This window comes from uncultured Tateyamaria sp. (assembly GCF_947487805.1).
In the GTDB taxonomy this organism is placed as follows: domain Bacteria; phylum Pseudomonadota; class Alphaproteobacteria; order Rhodobacterales; family Rhodobacteraceae; genus Tateyamaria.
In genome coordinates this window covers 215875-242500 of sequence record NZ_CANKXW010000001.1, presented here as the reverse complement: position 1 = coordinate 242500, position 26626 = coordinate 215875, and the positions used below count along the sequence as shown (strand labels likewise).

General features: G+C 61.1%; 27 protein-coding genes and 1 tRNA gene (1 of these 28 cut by a window edge). 11 read left to right on the top strand and 17 right to left on the bottom strand.

Features of this window, described 5'->3' with window-relative positions:
* From msrQ to Q0949_RS01235, 3 genes are all read right to left on the bottom strand, one after another.
* Positions 1-157, bottom strand: partial view of a protein-methionine-sulfoxide reductase heme-binding subunit MsrQ gene (gene msrQ / locus Q0949_RS01245; protein WP_299367422.1) — the start only. 446 nt of this gene lie to the left of the window's left edge; 157 of the gene's 603 nt are visible here — the first part of the coding sequence; its start codon is at positions 155-157; its stop codon lies beyond the left edge, outside the window.
* On the bottom strand, positions 157-1062 hold the full coding sequence (gene msrP / locus Q0949_RS01240; protein WP_299367419.1) for a protein-methionine-sulfoxide reductase catalytic subunit MsrP: 906 nt from the start codon (positions 1060-1062) through the stop codon (positions 157-159). Before msrP ends, msrQ begins: the two co-directional genes overlap by 1 nt.
* Before the next feature lie 74 nt (positions 1063-1136).
* Complete coding sequence (locus Q0949_RS01235; protein ID WP_299367416.1) at positions 1137-2630, bottom strand: FMN-binding glutamate synthase family protein; 1494 nt, start codon at positions 2628-2630, stop codon at positions 1137-1139.
* Between the two features lie 320 nt (positions 2631-2950).
* Between Q0949_RS01235 and Q0949_RS01230 the strand changes: the two genes are divergently transcribed.
* Both Q0949_RS01230 and Q0949_RS01225 read left to right on the top strand, forming a co-directional pair.
* Entirely contained in the window at positions 2951-4294 is a 1344-nt protein-coding gene (locus tag Q0949_RS01230; protein WP_299367413.1) for a calcium-binding protein, read from the top strand.
* 250 nt (positions 4295-4544) lie between these two features.
* Entirely contained in the window at positions 4545-5603 is a 1059-nt protein-coding gene (locus Q0949_RS01225) for a calcium-binding protein (RefSeq protein ID WP_299367409.1), read from the top strand.
* A 51-nt stretch (positions 5604-5654) separates the two neighbouring features.
* On the opposite strand, the gene clpB is transcribed toward Q0949_RS01225, so the two are convergent.
* Positions 5655-8270: an ATP-dependent chaperone ClpB gene (gene clpB / locus Q0949_RS01220; protein WP_299367406.1), complete on the bottom strand. Its 2616-nt coding sequence runs from the start codon at positions 8268-8270 to the stop codon at positions 5655-5657.
* Positions 8271-8719: 449 nt separating this feature from the next.
* On the opposite strand from clpB, the gene Q0949_RS01215 reads away from it, so the two are divergent.
* Positions 8720-9031 (top strand): orotidine 5-phosphate decarboxylase, encoded by a 312-nt coding sequence (locus Q0949_RS01215; RefSeq protein WP_299367404.1) that lies wholly within the window; start codon positions 8720-8722, stop codon positions 9029-9031.
* A gap of 203 nt (positions 9032-9234) precedes the next feature.
* Complete coding sequence (gene pyrF, locus Q0949_RS01210; protein WP_299367401.1) at positions 9235-9951, top strand: orotidine-5'-phosphate decarboxylase; 717 nt, start codon at positions 9235-9237, stop codon at positions 9949-9951.
* A gap of 232 nt (positions 9952-10183) precedes the next feature.
* Here the strand turns inward: pyrF and Q0949_RS01205 are convergent, their stop codons facing one another.
* Positions 10184-10612 (bottom strand): NUDIX hydrolase, encoded by a 429-nt coding sequence (locus Q0949_RS01205; protein ID WP_299367398.1) that lies wholly within the window; start codon positions 10610-10612, stop codon positions 10184-10186.
* Positions 10613-10666: 54 nt separating this feature from the next.
* On the opposite strand from Q0949_RS01205, the gene Q0949_RS01200 reads away from it, so the two are divergent.
* Positions 10667-11920 carry a DNA polymerase IV gene (locus tag Q0949_RS01200; RefSeq protein WP_299367395.1) on the top strand — a complete coding sequence of 418 codons (1254 nt, stop codon included), beginning with the start codon at positions 10667-10669 and terminating at the stop codon, positions 11918-11920.
* Between the two features lie 4 nt (positions 11921-11924).
* Here the strand turns inward: Q0949_RS01200 and Q0949_RS01195 are convergent, their stop codons facing one another.
* Positions 11925-12785, bottom strand: coding sequence for an N-formylglutamate amidohydrolase (locus tag Q0949_RS01195; protein ID WP_299367392.1), 861 nt, complete (start codon positions 12783-12785; stop codon positions 11925-11927).
* Between the two features lie 149 nt (positions 12786-12934).
* On the opposite strand from Q0949_RS01195, the gene Q0949_RS01190 reads away from it, so the two are divergent.
* The 5 genes from Q0949_RS01190 to Q0949_RS01170 all read left to right on the top strand — a co-directional run bounded on the left by Q0949_RS01190 (position 12935) and on the right by Q0949_RS01170 (position 16131).
* Positions 12935-13009: transfer RNA gene (locus Q0949_RS01190), tRNA-Val, on the top strand.
* Between the two features lie 107 nt (positions 13010-13116).
* Positions 13117-13242: a type B 50S ribosomal protein L36 gene (gene ykgO, locus Q0949_RS01185; RefSeq protein ID WP_005850168.1), complete on the top strand. Its 126-nt coding sequence runs from the start codon at positions 13117-13119 to the stop codon at positions 13240-13242.
* A gap of 176 nt (positions 13243-13418) precedes the next feature.
* Positions 13419-14594: a DUF2235 domain-containing protein gene (locus Q0949_RS01180; RefSeq protein ID WP_299367389.1), complete on the top strand. Its 1176-nt coding sequence runs from the start codon at positions 13419-13421 to the stop codon at positions 14592-14594.
* Positions 14595-14701: 107 nt separating this feature from the next.
* The gene (gene yghU / locus Q0949_RS01175; protein ID WP_299367386.1) at positions 14702-15577 is read left to right on the top strand and encodes a glutathione-dependent disulfide-bond oxidoreductase; all 876 of its coding nucleotides are present in this window, start codon (positions 14702-14704) and stop codon (positions 15575-15577) included.
* 71 nt (positions 15578-15648) lie between these two features.
* A complete protein-coding gene (locus Q0949_RS01170; protein ID WP_299367384.1) occupies positions 15649-16131 on the top strand; it encodes an aggregation factor core protein MAFp3, isoform C in 483 nt (160 codons plus the stop codon).
* On the opposite strand, the gene Q0949_RS01165 is transcribed toward Q0949_RS01170, so the two are convergent.
* From Q0949_RS01165 to Q0949_RS01140, 6 genes are all read right to left on the bottom strand, one after another.
* Positions 16128-17684 carry an iron ABC transporter permease gene (locus tag Q0949_RS01165; RefSeq protein ID WP_299369467.1) on the bottom strand — a complete coding sequence of 519 codons (1557 nt, stop codon included), beginning with the start codon at positions 17682-17684 and terminating at the stop codon, positions 16128-16130. The two genes, Q0949_RS01170 and Q0949_RS01165, sit on opposite strands and share 4 nt — an antisense overlap.
* Positions 17685-17859: 175 nt before the next feature.
* On the bottom strand, positions 17860-19065 hold the full coding sequence (locus Q0949_RS01160; RefSeq protein ID WP_299367381.1) for a phenylacetate--CoA ligase family protein: 1206 nt from the start codon (positions 19063-19065) through the stop codon (positions 17860-17862).
* A gap of 3 nt (positions 19066-19068) precedes the next feature.
* Positions 19069-19368, bottom strand: a complete 300-nt coding sequence (locus Q0949_RS01155) for a hypothetical protein (protein WP_299367378.1) — start codon at positions 19366-19368, stop codon at positions 19069-19071.
* Positions 19356-20180, bottom strand: coding sequence for an ABC transporter ATP-binding protein (locus Q0949_RS01150; protein ID WP_299367375.1), 825 nt, complete (start codon positions 20178-20180; stop codon positions 19356-19358). The genes Q0949_RS01155 and Q0949_RS01150 overlap by 13 nt, the downstream gene beginning before the upstream one ends.
* Before the next feature lie 70 nt (positions 20181-20250).
* A complete protein-coding gene (locus Q0949_RS01145; RefSeq protein ID WP_299367372.1) occupies positions 20251-21528 on the bottom strand; it encodes an ABC transporter substrate-binding protein in 1278 nt (425 codons plus the stop codon).
* A gap of 92 nt (positions 21529-21620) precedes the next feature.
* Positions 21621-22697 carry a branched-chain amino acid ABC transporter permease gene (locus tag Q0949_RS01140; RefSeq protein ID WP_299367369.1) on the bottom strand — a complete coding sequence of 359 codons (1077 nt, stop codon included), beginning with the start codon at positions 22695-22697 and terminating at the stop codon, positions 21621-21623.
* A gap of 125 nt (positions 22698-22822) precedes the next feature.
* On the opposite strand from Q0949_RS01140, the gene Q0949_RS01135 reads away from it, so the two are divergent.
* Complete coding sequence (locus Q0949_RS01135) at positions 22823-23152, top strand: SHOCT domain-containing protein (RefSeq protein ID WP_299367366.1); 330 nt, start codon at positions 22823-22825, stop codon at positions 23150-23152.
* Between the two features lie 66 nt (positions 23153-23218).
* Here the strand turns inward: Q0949_RS01135 and Q0949_RS01130 are convergent, their stop codons facing one another.
* The 5 genes from Q0949_RS01130 to Q0949_RS01110 are packed head-to-tail and all read right to left on the bottom strand — an operon-like array spanning position 23219 to position 26618.
* Positions 23219-24250, bottom strand: coding sequence for a branched-chain amino acid ABC transporter permease (locus Q0949_RS01130; RefSeq protein ID WP_299367363.1), 1032 nt, complete (start codon positions 24248-24250; stop codon positions 23219-23221).
* A gap of 3 nt (positions 24251-24253) precedes the next feature.
* Positions 24254-24793, bottom strand: a complete 540-nt coding sequence (locus Q0949_RS01125) for a hypothetical protein (protein WP_299367360.1) — start codon at positions 24791-24793, stop codon at positions 24254-24256.
* Positions 24790-25377, bottom strand: coding sequence for a hypothetical protein (locus Q0949_RS01120; RefSeq protein WP_299367357.1), 588 nt, complete (start codon positions 25375-25377; stop codon positions 24790-24792). Before Q0949_RS01120 ends, Q0949_RS01125 begins: the two co-directional genes overlap by 4 nt.
* The gene (locus tag Q0949_RS01115) at positions 25367-25807 is read right to left on the bottom strand and encodes a hypothetical protein (protein ID WP_299367354.1); all 441 of its coding nucleotides are present in this window, start codon (positions 25805-25807) and stop codon (positions 25367-25369) included. The genes Q0949_RS01120 and Q0949_RS01115 overlap by 11 nt, the downstream gene beginning before the upstream one ends.
* On the bottom strand, positions 25800-26618 hold the full coding sequence (locus tag Q0949_RS01110; protein ID WP_299367351.1) for an ABC transporter ATP-binding protein: 819 nt from the start codon (positions 26616-26618) through the stop codon (positions 25800-25802). Before Q0949_RS01110 ends, Q0949_RS01115 begins: the two co-directional genes overlap by 8 nt.
* Positions 26619-26626: the final 8 nt, after the last annotated feature.

Here is a 26626-nt window from a genome sequence, read left to right as displayed (position 1 = left end):
TCTCGCCCAACTCGTGTTCCAGCGCCTTGACCGGATCGCGGCCAAGGCCATTGGTCATGCCAAGATACAACAGGACCGGAACCGGGATCGTGTATACTATATATACTGCCCATGTGGGGACCCACCGGGCCGCTTTGTTGATCCGGTCGACGATCATCAGAAGTTCGCGCGCAGGTCCATGCCTTCATACAGGCTGGCCACTTCGGCCTCGTAACCGTTGAACATCAGCGTCGGCTGCCGCTTGGCAAACAGACCGCCACCAACAGGGCGCTCGCTGGCCTGGCTCCAGCGCGGATGATCTACCTCGGGGTTCACATTGCTATAGAAGCCATATTCCCGCCCGTTCGCCTTGTTCCAGCTAGTGGGCGGCTCCTGATCCGTCACCGTGATACGCACAATCGACTTGATCGATTTGAAGCCATATTTCCATGGCACCACCAGACGCATGGGCGCGCCGTTCTGGTTGGGGATGGGTTTGTCATAGATGCCGGTCGCCATGATGGTCAGCGGGTGCATCGCCTCGTCCAGCCGCAACCCCTCGACATAGGGCCAGTCCAGAACCGGGAACCGCACACCGGGCATCTCGTCAGGGCGCAACGCGGTTTCAAAGGCCACGTATTTACCCCCCTCCTGCACACCGGCCAGGTTCAGCAGATCGGCCAATTCAAATCCGTTCCACGGGATGACCATCGACCACGCCTCGACACAGCGGAAGCGGTAGATGCGCTCCTCGATCGTCATCGCATCCATGATCTGCGCCATGGAGTAGTCGCCAGGGTTATCGACCATCCCGTCGATCACCACGGTCCACGGTTCGGTTGTCAGCGTGTGCGCGTTGCGCGCGGGATCGCTCTTGCCCGTTCCGAACTCGTAATAGTTATTGTATTGCGTGATGTCTTCGTAGCTGTTGGGCTCAAGCGGCGCGCGTTGCGCACGCGCCATCCCTGCCGCACCGATCAGACCGAGGCCCAAAGCCCCGCCCATCACCTGACGTCTGTTCATAAAGGCGTCATAGGGCGTCGCGTCAGCGCGCGTCAGGTCGTTCTTCCAGCGGTGGGCCATTCAATCGTTCTCCTCAAGGTCTTGAACACCATGCCACATAGATGGTTCCGGACGGGTGACAAAATGATAACCCCTCACGGGCTTGTCACCGGGTTGTAACTTGGGGTGATTTCGTTCAGCGGGCGCGACCTTCCATCATCCTGCATGATGCGCACATGGCGGCGGCGCATCATGCGCGGCTCGGCCACGCCGACCGAATGCGCAATCACCTCCACCTCGTGGATCAGCTCGGTCGCGTATTGCGCCACACGCTTTTCCTTGTCTGCCACGACCAGACCCTTTTGAAATCTGGGATCATGGGTGGTGATCCCCGTGGGGCAGGAGTTCTTGTTGCACTTGAGCGCTTGGATGCAGCCCAGGCTGAACATGAACCCGCGCGCGGAGGCGATGAAATCCGCGCCCGCTGCAATGGCCCAGGCCACGTCACCGGGATTGACCAACTTGCCCGAGGCCACGACGCGGATCCGCTCCTTGAGCCCCGCCTGATCCCGCTGGTCGACGACCATAACCAACGCCTCGCGGATGGACATGCCGACCAGATCGATCAAGGGCATGGGCGCGGCACCGGTGCCGCCTTCTCCGCCGTCGACTGTAATAAAGTCGGGCGCGCTATCGGCCCCCCTCTTGTTTATCGTCGCGAACAGGTCGGCAATCGGCTCTTCGGCGCCAACCACCGTCTTGATGCCAACGGGTTTGCCCGTGACCTCGCGGATATGCGCGATCAGGTCCAATAGATCGTCCCAATCGTCCACCTCGGCATGGCGGTTGGGCGAAATCCCGTCCTGCCCGATATTAAGGCCGCGGATCTTTGCGATTTCCGAAGTCACCTTGGCACCGGGCAGGATACCGCCTTTACCGGGCTTGGCCCCTTGCGCCAGCTTGATCTCGAACATGCGGACAGTTTCATGGGCTGCGACCTCGCGCAGCTTGTCGTCACTTAGCTGGCCATCGGTATCGCGCACGCCGAACTTGGCCGTGCCGATTTGAAAGACGATGTCGCACCCACCTTCGAGGTGATAGGGGCTCAGCCCGCCCTCGCCCGTGTTCATCCAGATCCCCGCAGACTTGGCACCGCGACTGAGCGCCCGCACAGCCGGTTTGGAGATCGCACCGTAACTCATGCCCGAGATGTTGAAGAATGAATTCGCCGTATAGGGATGCCGCGCGCCTTCGCCGATCACCATTGGCGCCGTCTTGGCAAACTGATCTTCGAGAGGGGGAAAGGCGGCGTTCACGAATATCGGCGTGCCTACCACGTTCAGATTGCGCGTCGACCCGAAAGCGACCGTATTGCTCTTTCCGTGACCCGCGCGGTGGATCCATTCCCGCTGCGCGCGGTTGAACGGCATCTCCTCCCGGTCCATCGCAAAGAAATACTGGCGGAAGAACTCGCCCAGATTGGTGAACAATCCGCGGAACCTGCCGATCACCGGGTAATTGCGGCGGATCGCGTCATCTGTCTGGGTCCGGTCGACAACAAACATGACAATTACCGCGGCCACCGCAATGCCCAATGCAACAACGAATGCAAAGACAAAGACCTCCAGAACCGACAGTGCAAACTCCATGGCGCATTCTCCTAACTGGTGTGATGCACTGTGCAAATCGCTGTCATCGCGCGCAACCCTTGCCATGTCACACGCAACCGACAACCCCGATTCTCTGGCCGCGCGGCGTATGCAAACTGACAAAGCCGCATAAGCACCTTGATTGTCTCCGAAGCGCGAACCAGGATTGCCCGCATAAGGGGAAAACGCCGCAATTTTGACAATTCTGCGCCGGTTTTCGGCCTCGAAGAGTTAATGTGTGCTACGCATCATTCCGCGCCGGCCTGCCAGCCAATTTGCGTGCACTGCTTTATTACGCCGATCATCTGGGGAGATTTTCAATGGCCACATTTACGGACGGGGACGACAGCGTCACCGGAAACATGACATCCGACCGCGTGAACCTTTTGGGTGGCAACGATACCTTTATCGCTCTGGGAGGTTCGGATGTCGTGATCGGCGGCACAGGCAATGACCTGATTGACGGCGTATGTGGCAATGACACGCTCCACGGCGATGACGGCAACGACACCTTGCTCGGTGGCAATGGGCGCGACGTCTTGTTCGGCGGGGCCGACAGCGACATCCTCGACGGCGGCAACCAACAAGACATGCTGAACGGTGGCAGCGGCGATGACACCCTGATCGGTGACAAGGGCGACGATACCATTCTGGGTGGTGAAGGTGCCGATGACATCAACGGCGGCAAAGACAACGACGTGCTCACCGGCGGCGCAGGCAACGATACGTTCCGCTTCCGCAATGGCGAAGGCCAAGACACGATCACCGACTTTACCCAGGGCGAAGACCTGATCGATCTGTCCATGTTCGGCATCTGGGATATCGCTCAGGTCACGATTCAGGACCTGGGCAGCGGCGCGCGCATCAACACCGGCGACGGCAATTATATCGAGCTGACCGGATTGACCGCGGCGGCGCTGACCAATGACGATTTCATCCTGGCCCCGGTTCCGGTGATCACGCTGACAGACAGTGGCGACAAGATCAACGGCACAACAGGAGCCGATTCCTATGACATGGGCGGCGGCGCGGACAGTGTACGGGGACTGGCCGGCAACGACACGATTGACGGTGGCGAAGGTCAGGACACGATCGACGGCGGTCAGGGCAACGACCTTCTGATGGGTGGCTCTGGCAGGGATCGCATCAACGGCGGCACCGGGAACGACACCATTCTGGGCGGTTCGGACAATGACCTGCTGATCGGCCACCTCGGCAACGATCTCATCAACGGAGAGAATGCAAATGACCGCCTGTTTGGCGGCGACGGTGCGGACACGTTGATTGGCGAGAACGGCAATGATCGACTGTATGGCGGCACCGGGAATGACAGCCTGCTGGGCGGCGCGGGCAAAGACCTCATGCACGGTGACGCTGGCAATGACACTCTCGAAGGCGGATTTGGCGACGACATTCTGACGGGCGGCGCAGGTTTGGATGTGTTTGTCTTTGCCGATGACCGGACACGCGCGGACACGATCACTGACTTCGAGCAAGGCATGGATATCATCCAGATCGGATTTTACGGGTTTGCCGACGTGTCGGACATGATGCTGTCTCAGGTCGGGGACGACGCGGTGATCACGCTCAGTGATCGCGACAGCATCACGATCGAGGACGTTCTGGCCATCAACCTGACGAATACCGATTTCGACTTTATCTAAATCGCAGATCAGACATTCTGACAGAGGCGCCCACACAAGGGCGCCTTTTTCATTGAAGGCGTCCCGCGGAACACAGATTTTCCGCAATCGGCTGAATTGCGGCAGGATACGGACGAATTTATTCGAAATTTTCCCTAATCCGATCCTCTTGCTGCCTTTGTCCACGCCTAAGCCTTTGCCCACGGATGGCATCCACCTCTGATTGAGGCGGCGCCGAACATAAACAGGCAAACACTTAAGGGCACTTGAAATGGCTATTATCAACGAAACTGGCGACGCAACGATCAACGCATACGCGTCCGGCTCCTATAACATCAACGAAGGCGACGTATTTAACGGCAATCTGGGCGTGGGCGACCACGAGGACGGGATCAACCTGAATGGCCTGACACCCGGCACCACTTACACCGTCTCTTTGACAGTTGATGATCTCGCCGGTTTCTCCGGTATGACACTGATCAACCGCTCCGACTTCCACTCGGTCACCATGCACGTGTCCGATGGCGTGCCACACGACCATTACAACATGCTCAACGGCTGGGTTCGCAACTTTGTGGAAACCTCCGGCGTGTCTGTGGACTTGAGCACCAACACAATTTCGTTCGATTTCACCCCCCAACCCGGCTTCACCAGCTTTGCATTCCAAGTCCAGGGCAGCGGCGTTGCCGAAGCCTATAGCGTGACATTCGCAGAGACCGTTCTGGAGAACGTCATCGACGGCACAAACGCAGCGGACAACCTGCGCGGCACAGATGGCATCGACCACATGCAAGGCGGCGCTGGCAACGACAAGCTGTTCGGCGAAGGTGACAATGACATCATCAGCGGTGGCGGCGACAAAGACCAACTGTCCGGCGGCGCAGGCAACGACACCGTCAGCGGTGACAGCGGCAACGACCTGATCTTTGGCGGCGCGGACGACGACGTCCTGAACGGCGGCGCGAACAACGACCGTGTCTACGGCGACGGCGGCAACGACACCGTCAACGGCGACGCAGGCAACGACAAGCTCTGGGGCGGCGACGGCGACGATGTCATCAACGGCGGCACAGGCAAGGACGTGATGACCGGCGGCGCAGGCGCAGACGTCTTCGTGATGGCCGCGAACTCGCACCGTGACACGATCACCGATTTCGAAGACGGCGTGGACATGCTCGACTTTACCGGCCACGGCGGCGTTGCAGCGTTCGGCGATCTGAACATCTCGCAGAACGGCAACAATGTCGTCATCGATCACGGTGGCCCAGCGGAACTGACTCTGCTGAACACCAACGTCATCGATATCGACGCGACAGACTTCCTGTTCTGATCAACGATCACGGAAAAAGAAAAGGCCCGCATCGCTGCGGGCCTTTTTACTTTAGTGGACGACTGCGTCGTCAGGGCGGGGTCGGTTCGATGCGCTCACCCGGTCGCCGATGATCAAACCATCGCTGCCGGCCGACACCTCGACCGTTTCACCATCCTTGATATCCCCAGCCAGCAACATTTCCGCCAACGGGTTCTGTAGCGCGCGCTGAATAACCCGTTTCAAAGGCCGCGCGCCGAACACCGGGTCGTAACCTTCGTCAGCCAGCCATTTGCGTGCACCGTCGTCCAGCGACAGCTCGATCTTGCGGGCCGCCAGCCGCTTGAGCAGCCGCGCCATCTGGATGGTAACGATCCCATCCATGTCCGCCCGTGCAAGCCGGTCAAAGATGATGGTCTCGTCCAAACGGTTCAGGAACTCCGGCCGGAAATGCGCACGCACCGCATCCATCACATCACGCCGCGCCTGACTGGCGTCCGCGCCGTCGGGCAACTGGCTCAGCGCCTGCGCACCCAGGTTTGACGTCAGGATGATCAGCGTCTGCTTGAAATCCACCGTGCGGCCCTGCCCATCGGTCAGCACACCATCATCCAGCACCTGCAACAGCACGTTGAACACATCCGGATGCGCCTTTTCGACCTCGTCGAACAGCACCACCTGATACGGACGACGCCGCACCGCTTCGGTCAGCACACCGCCTTCGTCATAACCGACGTAGCCCGGAGGCGCACCGATCAGGCGGGCAACCGCGTGTTTCTCCATGAACTCCGACATATCGATGCGCACCATCGCGCTGTCGTCGTCAAAGAGGAACTCGGCCACGGCCTTGGTCAACTCGGTCTTGCCCACGCCGGTTGGCCCGAGGAACAGGAACGACCCCAGCGGGCGGTTCTCATCATTCAAGCCCGCACGGGCACGGCGCACGGCGTTCGCGACGGCACGCACGGCGCTGTCCTGACCGATGACGCGGTTGTGCAACTGGTCTTCCATACGCAACAGCTTGTCACGCTCGCCTTCCAGCATCTTGGACGTAGGGATCCCCGTCCAACGCTCGACCACGCTCGCGATCTGCTCGGGGCGCACGGCCTCGGCCACCATCGCGTCTGTCTCGGCACCTTCGGCCTCGGCCAGTTTGCGTTCCAATTCCGGAATCACGCCATAAGACAGCTCGCCCGCCTTGGCGAGGTTGCCCTCGCGCTTGGCAATCTCGAGCGCCGCACGTGCCTGATCCAGCGATTCCTTGAGGTCGCGGGCCGAGGCCAGCTTGTCCCGTTCGCCCTGCCACTGCGCCGTCATCTCGGCACTGCGTTCAGCCAGGTCAGCGAGGTCCTTTTCCAAGGTCTCCAGCCGGTCCTTGGACGCCTGATCATCCTCAAGCCGCAGCGCCTCGACCTCGATCTGCATTTGCAGGATCTGACGGTCCAGCGCGTCCAACTCTTCGGGCTTGCTGTCGACTTCCATGCGCAAGCGGCTGGCGGCCTCGTCCATCAGGTCGATGGCCTTGTCGGGCAGAAACCGGTCGGTGATATAGCGGTGCGACAACGTCGCCGCCGTCACCAGCGCCGAGTCAGAGATCCGCACACCGTGGTGCAGCTCGTATTTCTCCTTGATGCCGCGCAGGATGCTGATCGTGTCCTCGACAGTCGGCTCTTCAACCAGAACGGGCTGGAATCGACGGGCCAGCGCCGCGTCTTTCTCGACATATTTGCGGTACTCATCGAGCGTTGTGGCACCAACACAGTGCAATTCGCCTCGCGCAAGCGCCGGTTTGATCAGGTTCGCCGCGTCCATGGCCCCGTCCGATTTGCCCGCGCCAACCAGCGTGTGCATTTCGTCGATAAACAGAATGATCTCGCCCGCGGCCTCGGTCACCTCGGTCAGCACGGCTTTGAGCCGCTCTTCGAACTCACCGCGATACTTTGCGCCCGCGATCAGCGCGCCCATGTCCAGCGCCAACAGACGTTTGTTGCGCAGGGATTCAGGAACGTCGCCATTCACGATGCGCAGGGCCAGCCCTTCGGCGATGGCGGTCTTACCGACGCCGGGTTCCCCGATCAGCACGGGGTTGTTCTTGGTCCGGCGGGACAGCACCTGCATCGCGCGGCGGATTTCCTCGTCGCGGCCAATGATCGGGTCAATCTTGCCTGCTTCGGCCCGTTCCGTCAGATCCAGCGCGTATTTCTTCAAGGCATCATAGCCGTCCTCCGCACTCGCGGTGTCAGCCGTGCGGCCCTTGCGGATGTCGTTGATCGCGGTGTTCAGCGCCTGCGGGTTCACGCGGCCTGCCTCCAGCGCATCCTTGGCAGCGGATTTCACCATGCCAAGCGCCATCAGCACCCGTTCCACGGGGACAAAGCTGTCGCCCGCTTTTTTGGCCAGCGCCTCGGCCTCGGCCAATACCTTGCCGGTCGCATTGTCCAGGTACATCTGGCCTGCGTCGCCGGTGATCTTGGGATGCTTGGCCAACGTCTGATCCACGTGGGTCAGAACACGCGCAGGGTCGCCGCCGGCCTTGGTGATCAGGTTGGCTGCGAGACCCTGATCATCGTCCATCAGCGCCTTTAGCAGATGCTCTGGTGTCAATCGTTGGTGGTTTTCGCGTGTCGCGATTGTCTGCGCCGCTTGGACAAAACCGCGCGAACGCTCCGTGAACTTGCTCAAGTCCATCGTTTCTCTCCTTGTTCAGCGCCCAGATCTGCCGCGCCCTCATCGGAGGCACACAGCCCTTTGGGCCTTCGCAGAAGAGATGGTGACCGTGCGCGCGGTTCTCAAGGGACTGCACGCTCGAATTGGGCGCATTTCTGTCCATCCGGATACGTCATGAACCGGCGCCGTTTGGTTGACAGATCATCCAAAAATGAGGGTAATTTCCTTGATATAACAACGGATTATGGCAGAAATCCGCCGATATAGAACCGGAGGCGTATGGCGTCACCCATACTGTGGGTTTCTTAAATTTTATTTTTTAATCAATATCTTGCAGCAATTTTAGGCCGATTCACCCGCCAAGACCACGAATCCGTGAGCCAATTTGACGGGCATTCCCCCTTTTTTTCGATTCGCGAGTGATCATGTTGTTAACCATGAGAGCAAGACAACAACATACAGGTGTTCCAATGCAAACTGTGCCGCTGCAACTGAGTGACGTGATCTATAACGCGACAAACCAGTCGTTCGAAGCACGCGTGACCGTCCATGACACATCCGGTGCCCGCAGCTATGCCTGCGCTATCGAGGCCCCCATCACCATGGAATTCGAGGACGCAGCCGCCGGGCTAGCGACCCAGGCCATGCGCCGCCACACCCATGGTCGGAGCGATTCCGTACACATGCCCCAAGCGGCAGCCCCCCGTCGCCCGATGCGCCGCCGCGGTCTGCGCACCATGGTCATCGACCGGTTCGCCAGCGCGCCGCCCCAAGCGGCCTGATCCAGAATTCTCGGCCGCAGGCCCGCCTTGCGATTTCTGTCCCCCGCAAAAGCGCCCGCGACCCGAGACACCAGAGACACGTGCCTGCCTGCAACGTCTCTGATCACTTGCCCGGGTGTCCCTGACATCCGGGCTTTTTTCATTTGTGGACTTTCGCCCGGTCTGTGCCGTATCACCCGACCGGATCAACGAGGGGCGGCAAGATGGCGGATGACAGACTGATCGTGGCGATGGACGTTCCGAACGCGGTGGCGGGACTGGAACTGGCGCAAACACTGGGCGACAGCGTCAGTTTCTACAAGATCGGGCTCGGGATGCTGACGGGCGGCGGGCTGGCTTTGGCAAATGAGCTCAAGCAGGAACATGGCAAACGCATCTTCCTCGACATGAAACTCTTCGACATTGGCGCCACGGTCGAGGCTGCGGTGCGGGGTCTGGCCCAGTTCGACCTCGATTTCCTGACGGTACACGGGGACCCGCACGTGGTTCAGGCCGCCAAGGAAGGCGCGGCGGGATCGTCGCTCAAGATCTTGGCCGTCACGATCCTGACGTCGCTGGATCGCGGCGACCTTGACGATTGCCTGATCCAGCAGGGCGATGTGGCAGACCTCGTGCAGGACCGCGCCGGGCGCGCCTTTGCCGCTGGTGCCGATGGCGTCATAGCGTCCCCGCACGAGGCCGCAGCCATCCGCGCACTTCCCAATGCGCATGACAAGCTGATCGTGACGCCGGGGGTGCGGCCCGCAGGCGCGGATCTGGGCGATCAGAAGCGGGTCGCGACTCCTGCGAATGCCATTGCAAACGGCGCGGACCATGTTGTGGTCGGGCGCCCCATCTGGCGTGCTGAAAATCCACGCACTGCAGCCCAGGCCGTTTTGAACGAACTGTCCAGCCCTCAGGCGCAGTCGCCAAACCACTGACACGCATACGCAATTTCGGTTGTCCACAGATCACAAAGTGCTGCCGATTCAGTGTTTGACGCATCAACCATTTGTGCCTTCACCGCAACAGACCACCGTATATTGCACGGTCAGGTTTTCCTGACCTAGCGTCAACCCGTCTAAGTGGTATGGTGGTGGACAGGTGATACTCCCCGACGAGCCGACTCTTCCTGAGGTTCGTCACCTCCCCCCGCGGAACGCGGGGGGCCTTTCATGTAAAGGGTGCCGATTTTACGCCAGCCAGATAGTCGCGCAGGCGTGGCTTGAATTGCGGTACAACCAATTCGTGATCCAGAAACGTGTCAACCTCCATCAAGGTCCAGCCCTGCCCCTCGTCGCCCAGCACGATATCCGCCTCGACGGCCGCAGGCACGTGCGCAGCAAAAAACCACGAAATCTCGCCGCGCGATGCGCCATAATCGCGCCCCCACCGGACCAGGCGCGGATCAATCCGCAACGTCAGTTCCTCGTGCGTTTCACGCAGCGCGCATTGCAATGGCGTCTCGCCCGGCTCGATCCCGCCGCCCGGCAGGTCCCAATGGTTGGCCCACAGCAGGCCGGGCGTGTTATCACGTTGCAAGCTTGCCAATTTGTCACCTACAAACAGGGCCAGCTTTGCCCCGATCACACGTCCCGCCATATCCAAGCCTCTCTGCGTGGTGTATACGCGCAGACCTAGCCACTCCGCGTTCCCATGCCCAGCCTTTGTCGCGATTGTCTGACCGATTTTGATACCCTGCCGCGGTGCCCCGCCTGCGGCAGCCCGCGCGTCGTGGCCCATCCCGAACTGTTCGACCTTGCCATCGCGCATATGGATTGCGACGCCTTTTATGCATCAGTTGAAAAACGCGATGATCCCAGCCTTGAGGGCAAACCGGTCATCATTGGCGGTGGCCGGCGCGGTGTCGTGTCGACCGCCTGCTATGTTGCGCGCATCCGCGGGGTCCGGTCAGCGATGCCGATGTTCCAGGCGCTCAAACTCTGTCCCGAAGCGGTGATCATCAAACCCCGCATGTCCGCTTATGTCGAAGCATCGCGCGCGATCCGCGAGATGATGGAGGAAATGACCCCCGCCATCGAGCCGCTGTCCCTGGACGAAGCGTTTCTCGACCTGCGTGGCACGACCAAACTGCACGGCAGGCCACCCGCTGTCATGCTGGCCCGCCTTATCAAGCGGATGCGGGAAGAGCTGGGCCTGACCGGATCCATCGGGCTGAGCCACAACAAGTTCCTGGCCAAAGTCGCGTCAGATCTGGAAAAGCCGCACGGGTTTTCCGTGATCGGAGAGGCAGAGACAGGCGCGTTCCTGCGGGACAAGCCTGTGCGTCTGATCTGGGGCATCGGACCGGCGGCACAGGCATCACTGGACAAGGCCGGGATACGCACATTCTCCGACCTCCTGCGTTGGGACCGCGCGGACCTTGTTGCGCGCTTCGGATCGATGGGCGAACGGCTGTGGCATCTCGCACGCGGGCAGGATCATCGACGTGTCTCACGCGATGCGCCGATGAAGTCCATCAGCAACGAAACCACCTTTGGCGAGGACACCAACGATCCTGACATCCTGGACGGTCATCTGTGGCGCATGGCAGAGAAAGTCGCGGACCGCGCCAAGGCCAAGGACATCGCCGGCCGGGTTGTCACGCTCAAGCTAAAGCGGCGGGACCATTCCTCGCTCACCCGGCGCGTGTCTTTGCGTGAACCGGCGCAATTGGCTGACACGATCTACCGCACTGCGCGGGCGCTGTTCGATCAGGTGGGCGACGAGGGGCCCTACCGCCTGCTTGGCTGCGGAATCAGTGATCTGTGCGATGCCAGCACGGTCGAGGCCACGGGTGACCTTTTGGACCCCGACGCGCGCAAACGCAGTCAGGCGGAAAAGGCAACGGATGCCATCCGGGAAAAATTCGGCCATGACGCCATCGTCAAGGGTCGTGCGCTGCGCTGAAAATTTACTCGGCTGCCAATGGCAGGCGCGATTGGCCGATGGACGAAATCTCCGCGATCACCCGACCCAGACGCGCGCGCACGGCGTCAAAATCGGCGTTGGGCCGGATCAACCGCTCGTTCATATAGAGGGATCGGTCAATCTCGACCTGGACGGCGTGCTGATTGCGCGACGGACGCCCATAGGCTTGCGTCACATAGGCACCGGCAAAGGGCGCGTTGCGCGCGACAGTAAATCCTGCGCTGGTGAATGCCGCCTCCACGATATCCACGATTTCGCCACCCGAGGCCGCGCCAAATCGGTCGCCCAAGACCACATCAGGCCGGGCCATGCCACTACGTGCAATCCCGTCCATCGCTTCGTGCGGCATCGAATGGCAATCGATCAGGACCGCCTGACCATGACTGCGATGCGCGCCATCCAACAGCTTTTGCAGCATGTGGTGATAGGGGTGCCAGTAAAGGTCGATGCGCCGGTCCGCCTCGCGCCGGCTCAGCTTGCCCCGGTAAATCACGCGCCCGTTGGCGACGACGCGCGGGATGACGCCCAACCCGCTGGCAATGCGCGGGTTGTGGCCCTGCCGCCGTACGCCTTCGATCAAGGCCGGGTCCAGTTCGTCCGAACTGCGGTTCAGGTCGACAAAGGCGCGCGGTGCACCAGCCGTCAGCAAGGGCGCACCGAACTGCGGCGCGACATCGAACAAACGGTCGACAAACGCGTCCTCGGACGACCGGATCGTCTTTTCATCCAGCTGCGTACGGCGCAGAAAGCTCCACGGGTAATCCCGCCCCGAATGCGGTGACGCAAACACAACGCAAGAGCTGCGTTTTTCCGGGTGCATGACTTCGTAAGCGACCTTGGGCATCGGGACTCCTCTGTGCGCCAACATAGCGCAACACACCACAAAGCCAAAAGCCCTTGATCATGCCATCGACTCCTTTTATACGCCCCTCACCCGGCGCGGATTTCCGCGCCCACTTTTATTGTGGGCAGGCAATGCAAGCGGGCCAAAGTGGGCGATTAGCTCAGCGGTAGAGCACTTCGTTGACATCGAAGGGGTCACAAGTTCGATCCTTGTATCGCCCACCACCTATTCCGCCAACCGGGGCAACCCGCGCGGCACATGACACAGGCACACTCGTGCCAAAACGCAACCCGGCGCTGCTTCGCGCCATGAAACATGAGGAAGAAGCGCCATGAAGGTTCGCAACTCGCTCCGTTCGCTGAAAAACCGGCACCGTGATTGCCGCGTTGTGCGTCGCAAGGGCCGTGTGTACGTCATCAACAAGACGCAGCGCCGGTTCAAAGCACGCCAGGGCTAAGCCCCGCAGCAAATGTCACAATCAAAAGGCCGTCCCAGACCGGGGCGGCCTTTTTCTTTGTGCGCGGGCGGGCACCGGCCTGTTTTTCCCGGCCTATGGCCGGTTTGGTTTGCGTTCTACCCCGGCGTGCGTAGTCTTGGCCCATTGGTTCACGACATTGAAAAAAGGGAAAGACCATGTCGCGCAAACTTGTGGTCTGCCTCGACGGCACGGGCAACGAAATCGAAACCAACGAATCCAACATACTGCGGCTCTATAAATGCCTTGAGCGGTCAGAGGATCAGCTGGTCTATTACAACCCCGGCGTTGGCACTCTGGACACCCGGCCCTTTACCCGCGCGGTACTGACCAAGCCCAAGCTGGTGCTTGGGCTGGTGGCCGGTCTAGGGCTGGAAACCAACGTCCTGCGCGCCTTTGAATTTCTGTGCAAGAACTACCGCGATGGTGACCGCATTTACATGTTCGGCTATTCGCGCGGGGCCTATACCGCACGTGTTCTGGCAGGGTTCATCAATGATTTCGGCCTGGTCAGGCCCGAGGAATTCCACTTGGTCTCACCGGTGTTTCAGGCGTGGCGCAGGCTTCGCAAGGATGACCCGCGTGTCAAACACGCCAAGCTGCGGATGCTGGAAAAGGCATTTCAGATGACGCACCCTCCCATCCGGTTCATGGGCCTGTGGGATACGGTCAGCTCGATGTTACAGGTCAAACCGTCCTGGGGCACGTTCGTGAACTACATCCTGCATTCCAGCGTGGACGAGAACCCGTCCGTCGAATCCGTGCGCCACGTGCTGGCCATCGACGAAACCCGGCGCTTTTTCCGGCATCAGTTCTGGACCGACGGTCAAAAATATCACGGCACCCGGTTCCAGTCCAAACGCAATCCCCCCGATCAGGACGTCAAACAGGTCTGGTTCGCCGGCACGCATACGGATGTCGCCGGGTCCGTACCCGAGGCCGAGGCAGGCCTAGCCAAACTGACACTGCACTGGATGCGCGAAGAACTGGACGCGCTGGAGGTCGATGGCCTTGCTTTCCGCGACATCACCTATGATCGCTATGTCCTGGGCAAGGAGGACAAGGTCACCAAAAAGATGAATCTCAAGATCTCCAAGCCCGATCACAATGCGCCGCTGCACAGCCAGATGCTCAAAGGATGGTTCGTATTGGAAGGTGTCCCGCGGCTACGCCGCAGGTGCCGCTGGCCGGATCAAAAATCCTGGCTTGGATATTATTTTCCACTGGGTCAGCCGCGGTACATCCCGCCCGGTGCCGTAGTGCACCCCTCGGCGCTGGCGCGGCGGGATGATCCGTCGAATGACTACAATCCGCGGAACCTCGAAGGGTTCTGACACCATCGCACCCACAGACCTGTTCACAGATGCACAGCCCGCGCCCTTGCGGGCGGCGCTGCACGGCATAGGTTTGACCCAGCACCAGATATGAAAAGGCCTGTCAGATGAGTGATCCAACCTACACACCGCCCACCAAATGGACATGGGACAGCGAATCCGGCGGCCACTTTGCGTCGATCAACCGACCCATCGCGGGCCCGACGTCGGACAAGGAACTGCCTGTCGGCAAGCATCCGTTCCAGCTCTATTCCCTTGCTACGCCCAACGGCGTGAAGGTGACAATGCTGTTCGAAGAGCTGCTCGCCGCAGGCGTGACCGAGGCCGAATATGACGCGTGGCTTGTCAACATCGGCGAAGGCGACCAGTTCGGTTCCGGCTTTGTCGATGCGAACCCGAACTCCAAGATCCCCGCGCTGATCGACCGATCCGGGGACACGCCGCTGCGCGTGTTTGAGAGCGGGTCGATCCTGATCCACTTGGCCGAAAAGTTCGGTATGTTCCTGCCCGCCTCCGGCCCCGCGCGAACCGAGGTGATGAACTGGCTGATGTGGCAAATGGGATCTGCCCCCTTCTTGGGCGGCGGCTTTGGCCACTTCTATGCCTACGCACCGGAAAAATATGAATACCCGATCAACCGCTACGCGATGGAAAGCAAACGGCAACTGGATGTGCTAAACCGCGAACTGGCGGACAAGCCGTTCATTGCGGGCGACGATTACACCATCGCGGATATGGCGATCTGGCCTTGGTATGGTCAGCTGTGCCTCGGGCGGCTCTACTCTGCTGCCGAATTTCTGGATGTCGAAAGCTATGAGAATGTGGTCGCGTGGGCCAAGAAGATCGACGCCCGCCCGGCCACGTTGCGGGGCCGCATGGTAAACCGTGCCTTTGGTGAGCCTGAACTGCAATTGCACGAACGGCACGACGCGTCGGACTTTGACACCCGGACGCAGGACAAGATCGGCAGCACAGACAGCTAGGCACGGTTGCCGCGACGCGCGCGCAGGCTAGGTGGAGGCCGGACATACCCTCGCCCCGAAAGGCCCATGCCATGCGTCTACCGCTTCTCCTCGCCTGCCTGTGCGCGGCAACCCCTGCCCTGTCTGCCTCATTGACCGTCACGTTTCGCGACGGCGCGCCCAAGGATCGGTTCACGGTCACCTATGACGGCGCATGTGCGGCGTCCGCCACGGACCTCGTGATCGATCTGGGTACCGCGCCCGCGGGCCTCATCTTTGACACCACCGGCGCAGGCGCCGGGGTCGAAGTGTTTCAACCGCTGGAGTGGGTGACAGGCAGCGCACGCACATCCGCCGTGACCGATGGTGACAGCGCACTGACCCTGTCGCTGGACGGCCTCGCACCGGGCGAGGTGCTGGCCTTTACCATCGACATCGATGACACCACCAGTACGCGACAAATTACCGTGGACGGGTCCGAAATGGTGGGCGCAACGTTGCGCGTTGCGGGCATGGAAGGCACATTCGACGCCACCGGCACGGCGCGCGTCGACCTGCCCACCTGCACGTCCTAACGGCGGCCCACCTGACGGCAGATCAGGATCACGGGCAACAGACCGACCGCCACGATCACAAGGCTGGGCACCGCCGCACCGTCCAGCCGTTCGTCGGACGCCAGCCGGTAGGCCTGCACCGCCAAAGTGTCGAAATTGAACGGCCGCATGATCAATGTGGCAGGCAGTTCCTTCATCACATCGACAAACACGATCAGCAGCGCAGTCAGCAGGCTGGGCGTCAGGATTGGCAGGTGCACCCGCCGCAGTGTGGCAAATGGCCCTTTACCGAGTGATCGGCTGGCCGCGTCCATATTGGAATGGACCAACGCCTGCCCACCCTCGTAGGCCCCCAAGGCCGCTGCCAGAAACCGCACCATATAGGCAAATACCAAAAGCCAGATGGACCCCGTGATCAGCAACCCGGTCGAGATTTCGAAAGTCTGACGCATCCACGCATCCACGGCATTGTCGAGTGCCGCAAAGGGCACCAGCAGACCAACGGCGATCACCCCGCCGGGCACCGCATATCCCAGCCGCGCCGCATAGGTTGCCGCCGCAGAAGACCGTCCGGGACGTGTGCGCTGGTAATACCCCAGGATGATCGCCGCCCCCAAGGTCAGCACCGCCGCTACCGACGCCAGCGTCAGCGAGTTGCGCACAAATCCCAGGTAACGCGGGCTCAGCAGATCCTGCTCGGACCCGAGGCCAAGACTGAAGAGCGCGACCACCGGCACGACGGCCCCAAAAAGGACCGGCACTCCACACAGCACCATGGCCGCCGCCGCTTGCCAGCCCGCCAGCGACAAAGGCGGCTGATGTTTCTGGCCTCGGCTGGGGTCATGGTACTTTGCCCGCCCCCGCTGCGCCCGCTCCAACATCGCCAGCAACAGCGCAAAGGACAGCAGGCACAGCGCCAGCTGTGCCGCCCCGGCCCGGTCAGCCAGCGAAAACCAGCTGGTGTAGATCCCGGTGGCAAAGGTCTGGACCCCGAAATAGGCGACCGTACCGAAATCCGCGATGGTCTCCATCACCGCAAGCAGAACACCCGCCGCAATCGCGGGCCGGGCCAGCGGCAGGCTCACGCGGAAAAAAGCATGCAACGGGCGCGACCCCAACGCCCGCGCCGCCATAAAGGTCGACCCGCTTTGTTGTAGAAACGACGCCCGCGCCAACAGGTAGACATAAGGATACAGCACCAGCACCAGCATAGCCGCCGCGCCACCCAGGCTGCGGATCTCGGGGAACCAGTAATCGCGTGGTCCCCAGCCCATCAAGGCCCGCAGGCTGCTTTGCACGATGCCCGGGTGATCAAGGATATGTGTATACGCATAGGCCAGCACATAGGCCGGAAAGGCCAGCGGCAGGACCAGCGCGATCTCAAAGACGCGCACTCCGGGAAACCGCGTCATCGTCACCAGCCAGGCGGCCCCGACCCCCAGCGCAAACGTGCCAAACGACACAAGTAGAACCAACAGGACAGTGTTCCCCGCATAGCGCGCCAAAACGCTTCCCAACAGGTGCGTCAACGTCTCGGTTCCACCCGTGACAGCGGCCAGAGCGACAGCCACCATCGGCAGCAGACAAATGCACGCGATGGCCCAACCCAACACGGACAAAAGCCGCGGCGTGGACCGCGCCCGCCGGGGTGTCGAAAATGGGGATGCGCTCAGGGCCACGGCACGCCTATCGTTTGTGTCCGCCCCTTATCAGACTTTTTTGATCGGGTTTCCAGACCCCGGCCCGCGATCAATCATAGCTGCGCTGGTCCTCGATCACCAACCCGTCCCGCGGCAAGCTGCCCGGCGCGTGAACCTCGATGACCCCGCGCAGCTTGAGGGTCTCTGCCACGCTTTGTGCATAGGCCTCAGGCGCGCCCTCCGCCGTCTCGATCTGAACCGTCAGCGCATCCTGCTCGCCCTCGCGGCGGGCGATGACACGCGCGCGCGCCACCTCGTCGTGCTTGGCCACAAGCGCCGCCACCTGCTCGGGACGGACAAACATACCCTTGATCTTGGTCGTCTGATCCGCGCGCCCCATCCACCCCTTGATGCGCATATTTGTGCGCCCGCAGGGGCTTTGGCCCGGCATCACGGCGCTCATGTCGCCAGTGGCAAATCGGATCAGCGGATAGTCGGGGTTGAGCGAGGTCACGATGACTTCGCCCACGTCTCCCGGCGCCACGGGATCCCCCGTGCCGGGCGTCACGATCTCGACGATCACGCCCTCGTCCACGATCATCCCCTCCATCGCAGGGCTTTCATAGGCGATATTGCCCAGATCCGCTGTGGCATAGGACTGCATGCAGCTGATCCCGCGGTCGGCATAATGCTGGCGCAGTGACGGGAACAGCGCCCCGCCCCCCACAGCCGCCTTTGTGATGCCCAGCGTCACCCCCATCTCGTCGGCTTTGTCCAGAATGACCTTGAGGTAATCCGGAGTCCCGGCATAGGCGGTGCTGCCCACATCGCGCGCGGCAGTTACTTGCAATTCCGTCTGGCCGGTACCTGCGGGCAACACGGTCGCCCCCACGGCCCGCGCCCCATTCTCAAAAATCATGCCGGCAGGCGTCAGATGATAGCCAAAGCAGTTCTGCACCACATCGCCCGGGCCAAAACCCGCCGCATGCAGAAACCGCCCCATGCGCCACCAGTCGTGGCTGATCCCGCCGGGTTCATAGATCGGTCCCGGTGACTGGAACACGTGCGCCACATGCGCCACCGGCATCCCGCCAAACGGGGGCTTTTCCGCCTGCCACTTGGCCAGCTCGGATTTGCGCAGCACCGGCAGATGCGCGAGGTCTTCGAGGTATTTCAGCTTGCCAATATCCGGCAAACACGACCCCTCGGCCGCGGCAACACGGGCCAACTGCTGATTAACCGCGTCCAGTTGCGCAGCATGGCGCGCGTCCGAAGACCGCGTTTCCAGATCGTCGTAATATACCTTGTCCAGCATCGCTCACACCGCCCTGATCTGTTGCGGACCCTTGACATCAAGGCGCTCGATCTCGCCCCGCACTTCCATTTCCAACTTCACCGTCACCACGTGCCATCCCAGCTTGCCCAGATCGTCCAGCGTCTGGCGTCCAAGCCGCGCCTCAACGGCTGCGTTCAGGTCCTTGTACAGAACGGGCCCATCTGCCAGCGCCTCCAGAATGGCGCTGCGCACGGCATCGAACTTCCAGGCCGGAATGTTCGTGACCCCATCCCGACCGGCGGCGGGGGTGCGGCACGCAACCCGCTCCATCAGCTCAGCCAACGTTTGCGCCGCCGATAGGACCGCACATCGCGGAACGATTTGCGCCCCTCGTCCGACATACCCAGGTAGAATTCCTTCACATCCGGGTTCTCACGCAACTCTGCTGCGGGGCCGTCCATCACCACGCGACCCGATTCCAGAATGTATCCGTAATGCGCAAAGCGCAGCGCCACGTTGGTGTTCTGTTCGGCCAGAAGAAAGGTCACACCCTCATTCTCGTTTACCGACTTCACGATCTCGAAAATCTGCTCCACCAGCTGCGGCGCAAGCCCCATGCTCGGTTCATCCAGCAAGATCGTCTCGGGCCTGCTCATCAACGCGCGGCCAATGGCCGTCATCTGCTGCTCACCCCCGGAGGTGTACCCGGCCTGCGACTTTCGCCGCTCCCTCAGACGCGGAAAATAGTCATAGACCATCTCGAGATCCGCCGCGATGGCTCCCTTGCCATCGGACCGCGTATAGGCCCCGGTCAACAGGTTCTCTTCCACGGTGAGGTGCTCGAAACAGTGACGGCCCTCCATCACCTGAACAACCCCGCGCTTGACCAGATCGGCAGGATCCGCATGGGCGGTGTTCGCCCCGCGATAGAGGATCGACCCCTTGGTCACCTCTCCCCGCTCACTGGCCAACAGGCCGGAGATGGATTTCAACGTGGTGGTCTTGCCCGCACCATTGCCACCCAGCAAGGCCGTGATCCCACCCTTGGGCACCTTCAGGCTCACGCCCTTCAACACAAGGATCACGTGATTATAGATCACCTCGATATTGTTGACCTCAAGAACGGTCTCGGCTTCCGTCTGGCTGTCCAGCATGACCCCACCTTCATTGTTCCAAAAATATGCAAATCCCCGGCGGCAACGGGTGCCGCCGCCGGGGTATGTCTTAGTTACAGCCGGGCTCGATGCCGTTCTCGCTGGCATAGGCCGCGCTGTCCTCATCGATCAGCGGCTGGATCACGCCCATGTCCGTCTCACCGAATTCAGAGATCAGCGACCATGTCTTGCTGCTTGCATCCCACTGCGTCATGCCGATCAGGCCGGGACCGCCGTGGTTTGCACAGGACACGTTAAACGACGGGCCGAAACCGGGCAGGCCCAGATCGGTCATCTTCGCTTCGGTGATCTCCAGCGCTTCCATACCGTCGCGCATCATCGCAGGGGTAATGTCGCCTGTGCCGTGAATGCCCTGCGCCGTCTTGGCGGCCTCAGCGGCAAGCATCGCCGCATAAAGCCCGCGGTTATACAGGACGGTCCCGATCTGATCGCCCGAACCGGCGGCGAGACCCTTGTCGACCACATGCGTCTTGATGTCGTCAAACACCGGGAAATCGCTGCCCACGCCGTGGAAGGTCAGCGCCTTGTACCCGTTCGCCGCGTCGCCTGCTGGCAGCACGTCGTTTTCCGATCCGGACCACCAGATGCCGATAAAGTTCTCCATCGGGAACCGGATGTTCGCCGCCTCTTGGATGGCAACCTGGTTCATGACACCCCAGCCATACATGATGACATTGTCGGGACGCTCACGACGGATCTGCAACCATTGCGACTTCTGTTCCTGGCCGGGGTGATCCACCGCCACCAGCATGAGCTCGAAACCGTGCTTTTCCGACAGCTCTTCGAGCGTACGGATCGGCTCCTTGCCATAGGCAGAGTTGTGATAGACCAGCGCGATCTTCTTGCCGGAAATGTCGCCTTGGCTCATCAGATAGTTGATCGCACCCGACGCGCCGTTCCAGTAGTTGGCCGGATAGTTGAACACGTGGCTGAAGACTTCGCCATTGGCGGCGGATGTCCGGCCGTAGCCCATCGAGTGGATCGGAATGTCATCCGCCGTGGCCTTGGGGATCAGCTGATAGGTGATGCCCGTCGACAGTGGTTGATAGACCAGCGCGCCCTCGCCCTTGGTCGACTCGTAGCATTCCACACCCTTCTCGGTATTATAGCCGGTTTCACATTCCAGAACCCGCGCCGCAACACCGCCGATGCCGCCATCGCGCTCGTTCAGCAACGTAAAGTAATCGGCATAGCCATCCGCAAACGGAATGCCGCCCGCCGCATATGGGCCCGTCCGATAGCTCAGGCTCGGGAACACAAGGTCCGCCAATACCGGGCTTGCCGCCATCATGGCCGCAACGGTCATAGTACCTAGTTTCATCTTCATCGGTAATTCCTCCCTGGTGGTTGTCCGATGTCAGGCCAAAAGGCCCATGTGTTGGGCGGGGTTCTCCCCGCCATTCTTGGCAACCGGCCCCGTCAGTGCGGGAACGGCCACAATCTCAATTTCTCCTTGGCCACGCGCCACAGCTGCGCCAGTCCGTGCGGTTCCAGGATCAGGAACATGATGATCAGCGCCCCCACGATCACCAACTGGAAATGCGCCACGATATCCGTGGGCCACCCCAGCATATCCACGCCCACGATCTTCAGCACCACAGGCAGAACCACAAGAAATGCGGCCCCGGCAAAACTGCCGAATATCGATCCAAGCCCACCGATGATGATCATGAACAGAACAAGGAACGACTTGGTGATGCCAAAGACTTCGCCCACCTCGACCGCACCCAGATAGACAGCAAAGAACAGGGCCCCGGACACGCCAACGAAAAAGGACGACACCGCAAAGGCCGTCAGCTTGGCACGCAGCGGGTTCACCCCGATGATCTCGGCCGCGATGTCCATGTCCCGGATCGCCATCCACTGGCGCCCCACGGACCCCCGCGTCAGGTTGCGCGCGATGATCGCCGCCCCCACCGTAAAGACAAGGCAGAAAAGATAGGTGGCCCAGGCTTCGGTATTGGGGCCCGTCACCTCGACACCGAAAACGGTGCGCTCCGGCGCGTTGATCTGCCCGGAGGCCGAGTAGTTGTAAAACCACGACACCTTGTTGAAGAGCCACACGAGAAAGAACTGCGCCGCCAGCGTCGCCACGGCCAGATAGAACCCCTTGATCCGCAAGCTCGGCAGGCCAAAGGCGGTACCAACAAGCGCCGTGATCCCCCCCGCAATAATCACGTGGAAAAAGATGTTCACATCCGGAAACGCCGTCATCAGCTTATAGCAAGCATAGGCTCCCACAGCCATGAACCCCCCGGTACCAAGGCTCACCTGCCCGCAATACCCGGTCAGTATGTTCAACCCGATCGCCGCGATCGCATAGATCAGAAACGGCAGAAAGATCGAATTGACCAGATAATCATTCATCACAAACGGCATGACCAACACGGCCACCGCCAGCACGGCATAATACCGATATCGGTCGAACCTGATCGGAAATGTCTGGCTATCCTGCGGATATGTCGTCGAAAAATCGCCCGCCTCACGATACAGCATGGGGTGCTCCTCCTGTGGCACGCACCTTGGGCGCGGCCTTAACCATCATTTCCGGATTTCCGGTTTCGCCACATTTCCCACTCGATTCCGTGGCACCTTGGGGCCGGGAAAATGGAGTGGGATCTATGACCGCGATACTGGACGACATCCGTCGTCTCGATGCCGCGCATGCACGGGGTGAAATCAGTGCCGTCGACCTGGCCGCCGCCAAGGCGGACCTGTTCGAGGCGATACCGGACGCAGACGACATCGAGATCGACGCCCCCGATACGACACCGCCGCCGCCCGTGACACTGTCGCGGCTCAGCCAGACATTGCTGCTGTGCCTCTTCGTGCTCACGCTCTGCGCCGGGGCGACGCTGCTGATCACGGGCGACCTCATGCTGGCCGCCACCCTGTCCATCACCATCCTGGCCGCCATGACCGTGGCCCTTTTCCGCCAGATCGACGGATAGCCTGCGAAGGTTCCCGGGTGGGCGGGTCTCGTTGGGCGCAGCCCAACGGGGTCGCACGCGCGGGGATCACACACGTTCAATGATCTTCTCCCCAAACAGACCCTGCGGGCGGAACACCAGGAACACCAACGCCAGCACATAGGCAAACCAGTTTTCGGTCGCATTCATCGTAAACCCAAAGAGCGCTCCGGCCAGATCCCCCGAGGACATGAAGAACTCAAAAAGTTTCTCGCCCACACCAATGATCAACCCGCCGACAATCGCGCCAGGGATCGACGTGAACCCGCCCAGCATCAGCACCGGTAACGCCTTGAGCGCAATCAGGCTCAGCGAAAACTGTACCCCCGACTTGGCCCCCCACATGATGCCCGCAACAAGTGCGACAAAACCCGCAACCGACCACACCAGGATCCAGATATAGTTCAGCGACACACCCACGGACAAAGCCGCCTGGTGATCGTCGGCCACCGCACGCATCGCGCGTCCTTGCTTGGTGTACTGCGAAAACGCCACCAAAACGGCCACCAGCAGGATCGCGATGACCGTCGCTGTGATGTCCAGATTGTCGATAAAGAACCCATAGCCAAAGATGTTGAATGTCGCCTCGTCAATGGCCAGGTTGATGCCCTGCGGCAGGCACGTGCCTTCGGCCAGACAGACGTCCAGCTTCTTGATCTCCGACCCCCACATCAAGTCCGCAACCCCTTCGAGCAAGTACGCCAAACCAATCGTCGCCATGAACAGAATGATCGGCTCCTGCCCGACCAGATGCCGGAAAATGAACCGCTGCACCGCCCAGGCCAGCCCGACCATCACCACAACCGTCAACAGGATCGCGATGATCGAATGCAGCTCCCAGCCGAAGTGATGGATCTTGGTCCCGAACACCGCGTTGATCAGATGCGCAAACGGCACCTGCCCGGTCTGGATCCCCACCAGCGTCATCGCCGCAAAAAGCGCCATGACCCCCTGGGCAAAGTTGAAAATCCCGCTCGCCTTGAAGATCAGAACAAAGCCCAGGGCCACAAGGGCGTACATCACCCCGGCCATCAACCCGTTCAGGAACACCTCCATCGCGTAGATCAGTTGATCCGACATATCCTAACCCTTCCATCCCATCGACGTGCAGAACGCTGCGGCGGCAGGCCCCGTTGTGGCTGCAAACACCACCCGGTCACCGTCGCCTGCGTTAAACAAGACATAAATATCGGGCGCATCCGCGCCGCAGTTTGCATACGCCCGTTGGGGCGGCGGAAACTTCAACTCGACCAGACCGTTGGCGCGCAGCCGCGCATCGGCACTGATCCAGCCGGTCGCGTTGAATGCAGGCCATTGCGGCGCCTTCGGTCCGCTCCCGCTGCACGTCCACGTTCCCGGCGATGTCGACGTGCCGCGGTCATGCGCAAAGCTTACCGCGAAATCAAACCCGCCACCGGACCCTTGCGGATACACCACTGTGGCATCAATGCCCCCTTCGTCCTCATCAACGGAAAGCGGTGCAACCTGCGACGCCCATACGGTCGTCGGCTTGGCCGAAATGTAGCGCGCGCACTCCCCCAGACCCGCGTCAAAGGCGGCGGTGTCCTGCGCCACTGCCGCTACAGGCAGGCAAAGACAAACGGACAGAAAAAGCGCCTTCATTTCAACGCCACCCCCATCAAATCCGCCGTGTGATTCCGCAGCGGCTGGTAACTCACCCGCAACCGCGTCAGCCCCTCGAATGTCAGGTTCCAGTTCAGCGTGATCTCCGTCACCCGTCCGTCCCGACGCGGGGCGGCCAGAAACGCGGCCGCATAGGCCCGGTCCATCGTGACCCGTGACGTGGGCTCAAAACCCGTTGTCGACACGAACCGCGCCCCCGGACCCGTCCGCCAATCGCGAAACGCCAGAAACAGCTCGGAATAGCTCAGCCCGCTCGAAATGATCTCGCAGGCGGGGGCGTCATACATGAACACCACCAGCGTCGCAGGCAGGTCCGTCTCCTGATAGCCCAGCGCGTAAGAATTCAGCGTGCTTTCGAAATAGCGCCGGAATGTGCGCGGGATCGGCATGATGTCCTGCGGCGACAGGCTGGCGGGATCTTCCAGGTACGGCAGGCACCGGGTCTCGATCACTTCGCACAGACCCGCCATGCCGGGCTGTGCCGCGTCACAGATCGCAGGCTCCTCCGCCAGTGCAGTGCCAGCCCAAAGGGCGGCGCATATGGCCAGCGCCCTAGCTTTCAAGGTCCGTCTCCACCACGGCGAATGTCGTGCGCGCCCGGCTGACATCCATGCGCACCATCACCCGCGGCTCGATCCACTCATTGCTGACCAGCCACGCGCCATCCAGCGCATAGCGCCCGGTCGCCAACTGCTCTGCCCGCCACGCAGCACCACCCGGCGACATGTCTTTGCCCGCCTGCTCCACCGCGCAGGCCCGTTCCCCAACCGTGGGCGCCGCATCCAGAACCAGCAGATATCCCTCATCTGTCGGGCCATAGACCCGCCGCGCCTCATGCATCTGATCGACGGGCTGTTCGGCGAGGTCGCCGACGATGGGCAAGGTCTGATGTTCGAACGGGTCCAGACACCGCGCCACGAACATGTCCCACGCCGTCCCGGCCTGTGCCGCAACAGGGAAAAGGCACAGGCAAAGAGCCCAGACCTTAATCATGCGCCACACCCAGATAGGCGTCGATCACCGCCTGGTTGCCGCGCACCTCATCGGGTGTGCCGTCGCCAATCTTCTTGCCGTAATCCATCACGACCACGCGGTCGCTCAGATCCATGACCACACCCATATCGTGTTCAATCAACGCAATCGTGGTGCCAAACTCGTCATTCACATCCAGGATAAAGCGGCTCATGTCCTCTTTCTCCTCGACATTCATCCCCGCCATTGGCTCGTCCAGCAACAAGAGCGACGGCTCCGCCGCCAGCGCACGCGCCAACTCGACCCGCTTTTTCAACCCATAGGGCAGACGCGACACGGGCGTCTTGCGAATCGCCTGAATCTCAAGGAAATCAATAATCTTTTCCGCCACTTCCCGATTCGCCGTCTCTTCGGCCTCGGCCTTGCCCTTCCAGAAGGACTGCGCAAACAACCCGGTCTTCATATGCGTCAACCGCCCGGTCATCACGTTGTCCAGCACGGACATCCCCTCGAACAGGGCGATGTTCTGGAACGTGCGCGCAATGCCCTGACGGGCCACTTCAAAAGGCTTCATCGGCGGGCGCGGCGCACCCTTGTAGAACACCTGTCCCTCCTGCGGGATATAGAACCCCGAGATCACGTTCAGCATCGACGACTTGCCCGCCCCATTGGGCCCGATGATGGCGCGGATCTCGCCCTCGCGAATGTCGAACGAGATATCCTTGATCGCCTCGACACCACCAAAACGCAGGGTGATGTTCTTCATCTCCATCACGACGCCGCCAATCTTGCGCCCGTCCGCGGTGGTGTACCCTTCGACCTGATCAAGCATGATCCGCC

Coding starts and splice junctions, on each gene's coding strand:
- msrP (WP_299367419.1), bottom strand. CDS start 1,062: ATGGCCCACCGCTGGAAGAACGACCTGACGCGCGCTGACGCGACGCCC.
- Q0949_RS01235 (WP_299367416.1), bottom strand. CDS start 2,630: ATGGAGTTTGCACTGTCGGTTCTGGAGGTCTTTGTCTTTGCATTCGTT.
- Q0949_RS01230 (WP_299367413.1), top strand. CDS start 2,951: ATGGCCACATTTACGGACGGGGACGACAGCGTCACCGGAAACATGACA.
- Q0949_RS01225 (WP_299367409.1), top strand. CDS start 4,545: ATGGCTATTATCAACGAAACTGGCGACGCAACGATCAACGCATACGCG.
- clpB (WP_299367406.1), bottom strand. CDS start 8,270: ATGGACTTGAGCAAGTTCACGGAGCGTTCGCGCGGTTTTGTCCAAGCG.
- Q0949_RS01215 (WP_299367404.1), top strand. CDS start 8,720: ATGCAAACTGTGCCGCTGCAACTGAGTGACGTGATCTATAACGCGACA.
- pyrF (WP_299367401.1), top strand. CDS start 9,235: ATGGCGGATGACAGACTGATCGTGGCGATGGACGTTCCGAACGCGGTG.
- Q0949_RS01205 (WP_299367398.1), bottom strand. CDS start 10,612: ATGGCGGGACGTGTGATCGGGGCAAAGCTGGCCCTGTTTGTAGGTGAC.
- Q0949_RS01200 (WP_299367395.1), top strand. CDS start 10,667: ATGCCCAGCCTTTGTCGCGATTGTCTGACCGATTTTGATACCCTGCCG.
- Q0949_RS01195 (WP_299367392.1), bottom strand. CDS start 12,785: ATGCCCAAGGTCGCTTACGAAGTCATGCACCCGGAAAAACGCAGCTCT.
- ykgO (WP_005850168.1), top strand. CDS start 13,117: ATGAAGGTTCGCAACTCGCTCCGTTCGCTGAAAAACCGGCACCGTGAT.
- Q0949_RS01180 (WP_299367389.1), top strand. CDS start 13,419: ATGTCGCGCAAACTTGTGGTCTGCCTCGACGGCACGGGCAACGAAATC.
- yghU (WP_299367386.1), top strand. CDS start 14,702: ATGAGTGATCCAACCTACACACCGCCCACCAAATGGACATGGGACAGC.
- Q0949_RS01170 (WP_299367384.1), top strand. CDS start 15,649: ATGCGTCTACCGCTTCTCCTCGCCTGCCTGTGCGCGGCAACCCCTGCC.
- Q0949_RS01165 (WP_299369467.1), bottom strand. CDS start 17,684: ATGGTGGCTGTCGCTCTGGCCGCTGTCACGGGTGGAACCGAGACGTTG.
- Q0949_RS01160 (WP_299367381.1), bottom strand. CDS start 19,065: ATGCTGGACAAGGTATATTACGACGATCTGGAAACGCGGTCTTCGGAC.
- Q0949_RS01150 (WP_299367375.1), bottom strand. CDS start 20,180: ATGCTGGACAGCCAGACGGAAGCCGAGACCGTTCTTGAGGTCAACAAT.
- Q0949_RS01145 (WP_299367372.1), bottom strand. CDS start 21,528: ATGAAGATGAAACTAGGTACTATGACCGTTGCGGCCATGATGGCGGCA.
- Q0949_RS01140 (WP_299367369.1), bottom strand. CDS start 22,697: ATGCTGTATCGTGAGGCGGGCGATTTTTCGACGACATATCCGCAGGAT.
- Q0949_RS01135 (WP_299367366.1), top strand. CDS start 22,823: ATGACCGCGATACTGGACGACATCCGTCGTCTCGATGCCGCGCATGCA.
- Q0949_RS01130 (WP_299367363.1), bottom strand. CDS start 24,250: ATGTCGGATCAACTGATCTACGCGATGGAGGTGTTCCTGAACGGGTTG.
- Q0949_RS01125 (WP_299367360.1), bottom strand. CDS start 24,793: ATGAAGGCGCTTTTTCTGTCCGTTTGTCTTTGCCTGCCTGTAGCGGCA.
- Q0949_RS01115 (WP_299367354.1), bottom strand. CDS start 25,807: ATGATTAAGGTCTGGGCTCTTTGCCTGTGCCTTTTCCCTGTTGCGGCA.
- Q0949_RS01110 (WP_299367351.1), bottom strand. CDS start 26,618: ATGCTTGATCAGGTCGAAGGGTACACCACCGCGGACGGGCGCAAGATT.